The 11,500-nt window shown below is 65.6% G+C and carries 5 protein-coding genes; 3 read left to right on the forward strand and 2 right to left on the reverse strand.

From position 1 onward, the window contains the following. The first annotated feature begins 128 nt into the window (after positions 1 to 128). On the forward strand, positions 129 to 1,871 hold the full coding sequence (locus QOU61_RS31200) for an adenylate/guanylate cyclase domain-containing protein (RefSeq protein ID WP_289655030.1): 1,743 nt from the start codon (positions 129 to 131) through the stop codon (positions 1,869 to 1,871). 31 nt (positions 1,872 to 1,902) lie between these two features. Here QOU61_RS31200 and QOU61_RS31205 read toward each other — a convergent pair whose 3' ends face one another. Continuing rightward, positions 1,903 to 3,708, reverse strand: coding sequence for a glycoside hydrolase family 15 protein (locus tag QOU61_RS31205; protein WP_289655031.1), 1,806 nt, complete (start codon positions 3,706 to 3,708; stop codon positions 1,903 to 1,905). A 25-nt stretch (positions 3,709 to 3,733) separates the two neighbouring features. Further along, entirely contained in the window at positions 3,734 to 5,692 is a 1,959-nt protein-coding gene (gene malQ / locus QOU61_RS31210; protein ID WP_289655032.1) for a 4-alpha-glucanotransferase, read from the reverse strand. A gap of 354 nt (positions 5,693 to 6,046) precedes the next feature. Here malQ and treS point away from each other — a divergent pair, with 354 nt between their 5' ends. Continuing rightward, positions 6,047 to 9,349 carry a maltose alpha-D-glucosyltransferase gene (gene treS / locus QOU61_RS31215; RefSeq protein WP_289655033.1) on the forward strand — a complete coding sequence of 1,101 codons (3,303 nt, stop codon included), beginning with the start codon at positions 6,047 to 6,049 and terminating at the stop codon, positions 9,347 to 9,349. Continuing rightward, positions 9,346 to 11,493, forward strand: a complete 2,148-nt coding sequence (gene glgB, locus QOU61_RS31220) for a 1,4-alpha-glucan branching protein GlgB (protein ID WP_289655034.1) — start codon at positions 9,346 to 9,348, stop codon at positions 11,491 to 11,493. The genes treS and glgB overlap by 4 nt, the downstream gene beginning before the upstream one ends. Positions 11,494 to 11,500: the final 7 nt, after the last annotated feature.

An 11,500-nucleotide genomic window follows, 5' to 3' on the forward strand; every position in this document is an offset into this window, starting at 1 on the left:
GCCCGGCGGCGCCCGCACAGCTCCCCTGTCCCCGGCTATTCGGCGATAGCCGGCACGATCCGTTGGCTAAACGGCCGAGATTCGGGCATTGTGGCGGCCGCCACCCGCCTCACCTCTCTAGCAGACCCATGCACTGGATTATCCGTCCATCGATCCGAAGAAAGATCGTCGGCATCGCCGTCGGGCTGATCGTGCTGATGGTGCTGACCTCGCTCGTCTCGGTGTACATGGCGAGCACCGTCGGCCACCTGCTCGACGAGCTCAATGGCAAATACTTTCCCGCCTACAACCATCTGGCGCAGGCGAACATCAGATCGCTGGAGCGAGCGATCGCGCTGCGCCGGATGATGATCATGAAAATGCAGGCACCGCCCGACGAGGAGGGTTATGCCGCCCGCCTGAAAAACTACCAGGAGGCGGACGCCGAGGTCGAGCAGGAAGCGCAGGCGGCGCGCAAGCTCATCAATTCCATCATCGACGATGTGACGACGCCGTCCGACAACGCCGCGCTGGCACGGATCGACGACCGGATCGAGAACGCCATCGAGGATACCCGCAAGCAGCTTGGCGAGGAAGCTGCGCGGCTGCTTCGCCTGCTGGACGCCAAGAATTTCGCCGAGGCGCGGCAGTCGATGGAGCATGTGGACGCGCTGCGCGACGACTTCACCCTGAAGATCGATGCGATCCGCGCCGACATGCTGAAGCAGGTCTATGCCTCCAGCGCCGTCGTCACCCGCAACCAGCGGCAGGCCATGATGATCTCCACGCTCGTGACCGCGCTTGCCGCGGCGATCGGGCTGGGCTTTGCGCTGATCGTCTCGAGCGGCATCACCCGCCCGGTCCGGCAGCTCCTCGAGGGCGCACGCGAGATCGAGGCGGGACGCCTCGATAGATCGGTGAGCGTTTCCACCGCCGACGAGATCGGCCAGCTCACGGCGGCGTTCAACCGGATGGTCGACCGGCTGCGGCGCAACGAGCAGGTCCGCGCGACCTTCGGCCGATATTTCGATCCGAAGGTCATCGAAGGGATGATCGACGAGCCGGCGCAGGCCGCGAGCATGGGACAGCGCCGCGTGATGACGGTCCTGTTTTGCGACATGAAGGGCTTTACGGCGATGAGCGAAGACGTGACGCCGCAGGGCCTCGTCAAGATCATCAACCACTATCTGTCGACGATGTCGTCCCCGATCCGGAACCACAAGGGAATCCTCGACAAATATATCGGCGACGCGATCATGGCCTATTGGGGCCCGCCCTTCGTGGTCGAGGACGAGCAGGCCGACCTCGCATGTCTCGCCGCGATCGACATGATCGACAGCGTCGCAACCCTGCGCAAGGAGCTGCCGGAGCTTCTCGACGTCCGCTCGATCCCGATGGATTGCGACATCCGGCTGGGCATCGCCACCGGCGAGGTGCTCGCCGGCAGCATCGGCTCCGAATTCATGATGAGCTTCACCGTCATGGGCGACGCGGTGAACCTGGCATCGCGGCTGGAGGCCGCGAACAAGGAATACGGCACTCGCTCGCTGGTGTCGGAGGCGACCGTCGCAGCGCTCGATGCCGCGATCGAGCTGCGCGAGATCGACCGGCTGGTCGTGCTGGGCCAGAGCCGGCCGCAGGCGGTGTTCGAGATCCTGGGGAAGCAGGGAGCACTGGCGCCGCGGCTGATGACCCTGCGGGACCGCTACGCCGAAGGGCTTGCCGCCTACAGGGACCGACGCTGGGCCGACGCCCGCAAGGCTCTCCGTGCCGCGCTCGAGGCGGTCGACGATGACGGGCCGTCACTGACGCTTCTGAAGCGCATCGACGCGTTCGAAGCCAGCCCGCCCGCCCCCGGCTGGGATGGCGCCTGGTACATGGACCACAAATAGCGCAACGGAAGAGAGCTTCCGAACCGCCACATCATGTCGACCTTTGCACCGCCGGCTTGTCGCAGGCCTTCCGCGCGTCGTCGAGATTGTGCACGGTGTTGACCAGCGCGATATGGGTCAACGCCTGCGGGAAGTTGCCGGTCTGCCGCCGCGCGATCGGATCGTACTCCTCGGCGAGCAGGCCAAGATCATTGGCAATTGCGGTCACGCGGTCGAGCAGCGCCTGCGCCTTTGCCAGATTGCCCGCCAGAACATGGGCGTCCGCAAGCCACAGCGTGCAGGCGAGAAAGGCCCCCTCGATCGGCTGGATTTCCTCGGAGATTTCGCGCGGATCGTGCCGCAGCACGAAGCCGCCACGCATCATGGATTTCTCGATTGCCGCGATCGTGCCCTGGATCCGCGGATCGGAAGCCGGCAGGAATCCCACCGCCGGCAGCAGCAGCAGGCTGGCATCGAGCAGGCCGGAGCCGTAGGATTCGACGAAGCTGTTCAGGGTGCGATCGAAACCCCGCTCGCAAACGTCGCGGCAAATTTCCTCGCGCAAGGTGCGCCACCGCTCGAGCGGCGCGCGGAAGCCGAATTTTTCCGCGCTCTTGATGCCGCGGTCGAACGCCACCCATGTCATCACCTTCGAGAAGACATAGTGCCTGGGCTCACCGCGGCGCTCCCAGATGCCGTGGTCCGGCTCGTGCCAGACTTCGGCGACGTGATCGAGCACGACGCATTCCAGCGCCCAGGACTCCTCGTCGAGCTTGAGCTCGGTCATGCGCGACTGGTGGAAGGCGTCGATCAATTCGCCGTAGACGTCGAGCTGCAACTGGGCATGTGCTGCATTGCCGACCCGCACCGGCCGCGAACCCTCGTAGCCGGGCAGCCAGCCGGCCTCCCATTCCAGGAGCCGGCGCTGACCCATGATGCCGTACATGATCTGCATGTTGCCGGGCGCGCCTGCAACCGCGCGCAACAGCCAGCTGTGCCAGGCCGCCGCCTCCTCGGTATAGCCCGAATTGAGCAGCGCCAGCAGCGTGAAGGTCGCATCGCGCAGCCAGCAGAAGCGATAGTCCCAGTTCCTCGCCCCACCGAGCTTTTCAGGCAGCGACGTGGTCGGCGCCGCGACGATGCCGCCACTCGGCGCATAGGTCAGCGCCTTCAGCGTGATCAGCGATCGCGTCACGAGGCCACGATGCTCGCCCCGATAGGTCGAACGGCCGCACCATTCGCGCCAGAAATCCTCGGTGTCCTTCAGCGCCTGAACCGGGTCGATCGGCTTGGGCAGCGGCAGATGCGACGGGCCATAGGTGAGCACGAACGGGATGCTGTCGCCCTCGCTCACCTCGAACTCGGCGACCGTGGTCATGTTCTCGCCGCGCGTCTCGACCGGCGTGCGCAGCACCGTCATGTCAGGGCCCGCGATCGCCAGCAGCGCCGAGCGATCCTCGGCGCGCCTGACCCAGGGGATGTCGATGCCGAAGCCGAAGCGGATCACGAGCTCCATTCTCAGCTTCACCGTGCCGGCGACGCCGCGCACCAGGCGCACGATGTCGGATGCCTGCCCGCGCGGCGGCATGAAATCGATCAGCGCCACCGTGCCGCTTTTCGTCTCGAACCGCGTTTCCAGGATCAGGCTGTCGTCCCAGTAGCGGCGCGAGCGGCGCTCGACGCGTTGCTCCGGCGCGATCAGCCAGCGGCCATTCCCGGGCGTGCCGAGGATCGCCGCGAAACAGGCGTCGGAATCGAAGGCCGGCCAGCACAGCCAGTCGATCGATCCGTCGGGGCCGACGAGCGCTGCGGTCTCGCAGTCGCCGATCAGCGCGTAGTCTTCGATTCTGCAGGGCAATGGCTGCGACCCTGAAAAGGCCGCCTCAATCGACCGCACGCGCCCTTTCCGCGGTTGCGGCCTTGAAGGCGGCGATATCGATCGTCTCCGCGATCTCGTCGATCGCGACCGGCAGCCGCTGCCGCCAGTTCGGATGCTCGTTGATGGTGCCGGGAATGTTGGGCTGGTCGATCACGCCGAGCAGATCCTCCAGCGAGATCGCGAGCAGGCGCGATCTGGTCCGCGCCAGGAAACGGATGACGGCATTGATGTCGTGGCGTTCGATGCCGTAGTGCCGCAACACCTCGCTCAGCATGGAAAGCGCATGCCAGCGCGCATCGTCGCTCTCGCCCGGATCGATGCCGAGCGAACGCTTCAATTTCAAATCGCTGAAGGAGCGCCAGCCGGCATAGGTCGACAGGTCGTGCGTGTTGAAGGTGACGAGCGCGTTCGCCATGTAGTGCTCGAGCTCGCGGAAACGGCCGCGATCGTCGCGCTCGAACATCATCACGAGATAGGACCAGATGCCCCAATCGGCCATCTGCTCGCGGAATCCTTCCGGCACCGTGCCGAGGTCCTCGCCGATGACGACGCAGCGGCTGGCGACGCTTTCGAGCGCGGTGACGGCGAGCAGCGCCTCGAACGGCATCTGCACATAGACGCCGTTGTCGGGCGTGAATCCCTGCGGCACGAGGTAGAGCCGTTTCAGCCCGAGCACGTGGTCGAGCCGGATCGCGCCGGCATGGCGCATCGCGGCCCTCAGCATCTGGCGGAACGGCTCGAACGACTGCCGCTCGAGGCCCGCGGCATTGAAGCCGGCAAGGCCCCAGCTCTGGCCCGCGGTGTTCAGCGTGTCCGGCGGCGCTCCGACGCCGAGCTGGCGGGAGATCGCCTCCTGCTCGTTCCAGGCATCGAAGCCATCGGCCTGCACGCCCACGGCGACGTCCAGATAGAGCCCGACGCGCATGCCGCGCTGCTTCGCAAGCGCCTGGCAGGCGCGCACCTGCTCGTCCGCCACCCATTGCACGAACTCGATGAGCTCGATCTCGCGGCCGTCGGGTCCGGCGCGCAGTTCGGCGCATCTGGCGTCGTCCGGATGCCGCCATTCCAGCGGCCATTCCCACCACGGCCGGTCGAACCTGTGCCGCAGCACCTCGAAGCAGGCGAAGCGCGCGAGCAGCGGGGCGCGCTCGGCGCGGAATTTCTCGAACTCCTTCCGCCTCGCCGATTTCGGGTTGGCGGCGAACGCCTTGAACGCCGCGCGCAGCCCCCGCCACTTCAGGCCCGCAATCGCGACATAATCGACAACCGGACTTTGCCGCAGCCGTGGCGTGAGATCGGCCGCTTCGGGGAAGGCGTCGGATGAAAACTCCGGCAGCTTCTCGACGTCGATATAGAGTGCGTTGAGGAACAGCCGGCTGTTCGGCGAATAGGGGCTGCAATCGGCGGGCCGGTCGTCGAACAGCGCATGCAGCGGATTGAGGCCGATGCCGTCGGCGCCGAGGTCGCTGGCCAGCTCGATCAGATCGGCGAGATCGGTGAAGTCGCCCATGCCCCAGTTGCGCACCGAGCGGATGCCGTAGAGCTGGATCGCCAGCAGCCAGCCACGGTCGAACTCGCCGCCAAAGGCCCGCGGCGGCGATACGATCAGCGGCGCCTCCTCGGCCGCCCCGGACGCATCGGTCAGATGCAGCCGATAGATGCCGTTCGGCAGCCCGTCGGGCCAGGCGATGCCATGCTCGCGGGCCTCGCCTTCCGCGACAAGCTCCTCGCCTGAAAGGATTTTCCAGCGCAGCGGCAGGCGCGCGCCCGAATTGACGGGGGTCTGCGACGGATGGCCGCAACGCAACACAATGGGGCCGCCGACCAAGCGGTAGGCCACCTTGGCCGGCAGTGCCTCCATAATGAGCTTCAGCGCGTCACCCCCGGTGACGCGGTGACGACCCTGGCCGTCAATGAATTCGGGTTGAATTCCAAGGTGCTTGGCTTGGGTCAGAAGGTCCATTTCGGCACGCGGCTTGCAACGACGCGGGGAGCGCCGCAAAATTCTCTAGATAAGCGAAAAGGATAGCCCTGCATAACTCATGGGCGGCTCAGGTGTTCCCGGGGAACCAAAGGCGAGGAAGCGGATTCTTGGTTAGAAGGGCCCGGCGTCTCCTTCCATCTCACGACAAGGGGACGTCATTTCCATGTCAATGGCATCACCGTGAACAACTCAATTCAAACTGTCGCGAGCGACGACATCAGCGCCCCTCTGCGCATTGAAGCCCGCGACAGACAGGTCTATGGCGGCCACTTTCCACCACGCCGCAATGAGCCCATCTTGCTCCTGTGCCGTGCAGGGTAGGAGCGTGTCCGCATGAATCTGATGTCATCCATCGATACCCAGGAACTGCCGGCCGCCGAAATCGCCGACGAACTCTGGTACAAGGATGCCGTCGTCTATCAGCTTCATGTCAAAGCATTTGCCGACAGCAACAATGACGGCATGGGCGATTTCGCCGGCCTGACCGAAAAGCTCGGCTATCTGCAGGATCTCGGCGTCACCGTCCTGTGGCTGTTGCCGTTCTACCCCTCCCCCGGCCGCGACGACGGCTACGACATTTCCGATTACGGCGACATCAATCCCGACTTCGGAACGATGAAGGATTTCAAGCGCTTCATCCAGGAGGCGAAGAAGCGCGGCTTGCGGGTCATCACCGAGCTCGTCATCAACCACACCTCCGACCAGCACGACTGGTTCAAGCGCGCCCGCCGCAGCGACCCGAAGTCCAGCGCCCGCAACTGGTATGTCTGGAGCGACACCGACCAGAAATACCTGGGCACGCGCATCATCTTCACCGATACCGAGAAGTCGAACTGGACCTGGGATCCGGAGGCCGGCGCGTTCTACTGGCACCGCTTCTTCTCGCACCAGCCGGACCTCAACTTCGACAATCCGCGCGTGGTCAGCGCGCTGATCCAGGTGATGAAGCGCTGGCTGGACGCCGGCGTCGACGGCTTCCGGCTCGACGCCATCCCCTATCTGTGCGAGCGCGAGGGCACCAGCAACGAGAACCTGCCCGAGACCCACGCCATCATCAAGAAGCTGCGCGGCGAGCTCGACCACTATGCCAAGGGCAAGGTGCTGCTCGCGGAGGCCAACCAGTGGCCGGAGGACGTCCAGGAATATTTCGGCCAGGGCGACGAATGCCACATGGCCTATCACTTCCCGCTGATGCCGCGCATCTACATGGCGATCGCGCAGGAAGACCGCTTTCCGATCACCGACATCCTGCGCCAGACGCCCGACATTCCCGCCAACTGCCAGTGGGCGCTGTTCCTGCGCAACCATGACGAGCTGACGCTGGAAATGGTTACCGACGTCGAGCGCGATTATCTGTGGTCGACCTACGCCAATGATCCGCGCGCGCGCATCAATCTCGGCATTCGCCGCCGCCTGGCGCCGCTGATGGACAACGACCGGCGCAAGATCGAACTGATGAACTCGCTCCTGATGTCGTTCCCGGGCACGCCGATCATCTACTATGGCGACGAGATCGGGATGGGCGACAACATCTATCTCGGCGACCGCAACGGCGTGCGCACGCCGATGCAGTGGACGCCGGACCGCAATGGCGGCTTCTCGCGCGCCGATCCCGCGCGGCTCTATGCGCCGCCGATCATGGACCCGGTCTACGGCTACGAGGCGGTCAACGTCGAGGCGCAGTCGCGGAGCCTGTCCTCGCTCTTGAATGCGATGCGGCGGCTGATCTCGGTGCGCAAGTCGACGCTCGCCTTCGGCCGCGGCACCATGAGCTTCATCCGCCCGGCCAATCGCGCCGTGCTCGCCTATGTCCGGCAGTACAAGGACGAGATCATCCTGTGCGTCGCCAACCTGTCGCGTTCGGCGCAGGCGGCCCAGCTCGACCTCTCGGCGTTCAAGGAACGGATTCCGCTGGAGATGCTCGGCCGCACCTTCTTCCCGCCGATCGGCGAGCTGCCCTACATGATCACGCTCGGCCCCTACGGCTTCTACTGGTTCCAGCTCAAGGAACGCGACAAGTCCGAAACCTCGACACCCGCCATGGTGCCGGAATTCGAGACACTTGTCGTGCCGCTCAATTCGACCTGGGTTTCGCTGGCGCGCACCCGCGGCGTGTTCGAGCGCGACGTGCTGCCCGGCCACCTGGCGCGCACCCGCTGGTATCCCGAGCGTTCGCCCGAGGCGATCCGACCGACGCTGACTGCGGCGATCCCGTTCTGCGACATCGGCGACAACCGGCCCTGGCTTGCCTTTTTCGACACCGAACAGAGCGGCGTCGCCGCGCGCTACGTGCTGCCGATGCAGATCGAATGGGTGCGCTTCGACCGCGAGCACTATAATCCACGCGCGCTGGCCGCGGTGCGCCAGGGCGCGCGCGAGGGAACGCTGCTCGACGTGGCGAGCGATCACATCTTCATCGCGCTGTTGATGCGAAACCTGCGCGAGCACCTGACGGTCGAGGAAAACGGCCTGCGGCTCGCATTCACGCCGACCAGCAAGTTCTCCGAAAGGCTGGTCCGGCATCCCGACCGGATTCGCCTGGTCGAAAGCGAGCAGCCAAACAGCACCGCGCTGGTGGACAACGACTATGTCGTCAAGATCTATCGCAAGATCGAGCCGGGCATCAATCCGGAGATCGAAATTGGCCGCTACCTCACCGACGTCGCCGGCTATGTCAATGCGCCGGCGCTGCTCGGCAGCGTCGAGCTGGAGCTGCTCGGAAGCGGCAAGCGCTTTGCGATCGGCTCGGTCCATGCCTTCGTCGAGAACCAGGGCGACGGCTCGGCCGTGACCGCGGCCTATCTCGACCGCTTCGTCGACGAGCAGCGGCTGCTGCCGGGCTCGGCGCCGCACGTCGACGGCGAAGAGCATGGGCTCTATCTGCGCTTCATGGCGCAGGCCGGACGCCGGCTCGCCGAACTGCACCTGGCGCTCGCCGCGGGAAAAGAGCCCGATTTCATGCCCGAGCCGATCCAGCGCGACCATGCTGGCAGCCTCGTCGACGAGGTCGTGGCGAGCGCGGAGCGGGCCTGCGACGCGCTGAAGGAACGCCGCAGCATGCTCAAGGACAGCGAGCGCACGCTTGCCGATCACCTGCTGCAACAGCGCGCCAGCCTGTGTCAGCGCCTGAGCGCGCTGCTGCCCGCCGCCTTCGACGAGCTTGCCATCCGTCAGCACGGGGATTTCCGCCTCGAACATTGCCTGATCGTGAAGGACGACATCTTCATCATCGATTTCGAGGGCGATCCGTCGCGGCCGCTGGCGGAGCGGCGGCGCAAGGCGCTGGCAGCGCGCGATGTGGCCGGCCTGATCCGCTCGATCGACGATGCGGTTACTGCGGCGCTCGATCGCGCGCTGAAGGTCGCATCCGACGATCACGGCCGGCTTGCGGTTGCGCTTGCGCGCTGGCGCGAGCGCGCAAGCGACGCGTTCCTCGCGGCCTATCGCGAGGTCATGACCCTGCCGCAGATATGGCCGGCCGATCCGCACGCCAGCGCCGACCTCATCAGATTCTTCGTGCTGGAGAAGGCGTTCCGTCAGCTCGAGCACGAGCTGGCCCATCGGCCCGAATGGCTGCGCGCGCCGCTCGGCGCCATCCTGCGCCTGTTATCGGGTCCTGCGAGCGAGGCGTCATGACCAAGCTGCCTGCGGAAGCCTACGCCATCATCGAAGGCCGCCATTCCGATCCGTTCCACTATCTCGGCCCGCATGAGGAAGGCGGCAAGAAGGTGGTGCGCGCGTTCCTGCCCGAAGCCACCAATGTCGAAGCGGTCGGCGAGCACGGCGCGACGGCCAAGCTCCAGCGCATCCACGCCGCCGGCCTGTTCGCGGGCGCTGCACCGAACGGCTCGCCGCGCTATCAGCTCCGCGCCAGGTTCGGCGACAACGTCGTCGAGCTCGACGATCCCTACCGCTTTCCGCCGGTGCTGACCGATTTCGACCTCTATCTGCTCGGCGAAGGCAACCACCAGCGCCTCTATGACAAGCTCGGCGCCCACCCCATGACCCTCGACGGCGTCGAGGGCGTGGCCTTCGTCGTGCTGGCGCCGAATGCGCGCCGCGTCAGCGTGGTCGGCGACTTCAACTTCTGGAACGCGCGACGGCACCCGATGCGGGTGCGCGGGCTCGGCTATTGGGAATTGTTCGTGCCGCATGCCAGCGCGGGCGATCACTACAAGTTCGACATCATCGGTCCGCGCGGCGAGCACCTGCCGCTGAAATCCGACCCGCTGGCGTTTGCGGCGGAGGTGCGGCCGAAGAGCGCATCCATCGTCATCGACGAGCGGGCCATACCGCATCCGCAGCCGGCCTCGGCGGACATCAACGCGCGCCACGCACCGATCTCGATCTACGAGGTCCATCTCGGCTCCTGGCGGCGCAAGGGCCACAATGAATGGCTCAGCTATCGCGACCTTGCCGCTGAGCTTCCGGCCTATGCGCGCGACATGGGCTTTACCCATGTCGAATTCCTGCCCGTGAGCGAGCACCCGTTCGACGGCTCCTGGGGCTACCAGCCGACCGGCCTGTTCGCCCCGACCAGCCGGTTCGGGCCGCCGGCCGATTTCGCCGCGCTGGTCGATGCCTGTCATGCGCAGGGCCTCGGCGTGCTGCTCGACTGGGTGCCCGGGCATTTTCCCGACGATCCGCACGGGCTCGCCCATTTCGACGGCACCGCGCTCTATGAGCACGCCAATCCGCTGCAGGGCCGCCACCTCGACTGGGGCACGCTGATCTACAACTACGGCCGCACCGAGGTGGTGAACTTCCTCGTCTCCAACGCGCTGTTCTGGCTCGAACGCTATGGCGTCGACGGCCTGCGCGTCGATGCGGTCGCCTCCATGCTCTATCTCGACTACAGCCGCCCCGCTGGCGGCTGGATTCCGAACCGCTATGGCGGACGCGAGAACATCGAGGCGATCGAATTCCTGCGCCGCTTCAACCGCGAGGTCTTCGACAAATTTCCCCATGCCACCACCGCCGCGGAAGAATCCACCGCCTGGCCGCAGGTGTCACGCCCGATCGAATGGGGCGGGCTCGGCTTCGGCTACAAGTGGAACATGGGCTGGATGCACGACACACTGAAATATATCGGCAAGGATCCGATCCATCGCCAATATCACCACGGCGACATCCTGTTCGGCTTGCACTACGCCTTTTCCGAGAACTTCATCCTGCCGCTCTCGCATGACGAGGTCGTGCACGGCAAGCGCTCGATCCTCGGACGGATGCCGGGCGATCAGTGGCAGCGCTTTGCGAACCTGCGTGCCTATTACAGCTTCATGTTCGGCCATCCCGGCAAGAAGCTGCTGTTCATGGGCTGCGAGTTCGGCCAGGAGCGCGAATGGAACCACGATCATTCGCTGGACTGGGACCTGCTCGGGCAGCCGCGGCATGCCGGCATCCAGGCGCTGGTGCGCGACCTCAACCGCCTTTACCGCACGACGCCCGCGCTCCACGAGCTCGACTGCGAAGCCGAGGGTTTCGAATGGCTGGTCGACCACGACGCCGGCAACAACGTATTCGCCTGGCTGCGCAAGGGCCGCGACGCCAAGGCGCGCTGCGTCGTCGTCGTGAATTTTTCACCGAACGTGTACTACAACTACCGCGTCCCCGTGCCCTTCGCCGGCACCTGGCGCGAGGTCTTGAACTCCGATTCCGCGCATTATGGCGGCAGCAATGCCGGAAATGTCGGCGCGGTGCACACGCTGGACGATGCCGCGCCCGCGCTTTCCCTGACTATCCCGCCGCTCGCCGCCATCTTCCTCGTACCGGATCGCTAGTGCCGCC

It is taken from the genome of Bradyrhizobium sp. NP1, from assembly GCF_030378205.1.
Classification (GTDB): Bacteria; Pseudomonadota; Alphaproteobacteria; order Rhizobiales; family Xanthobacteraceae; genus Bradyrhizobium.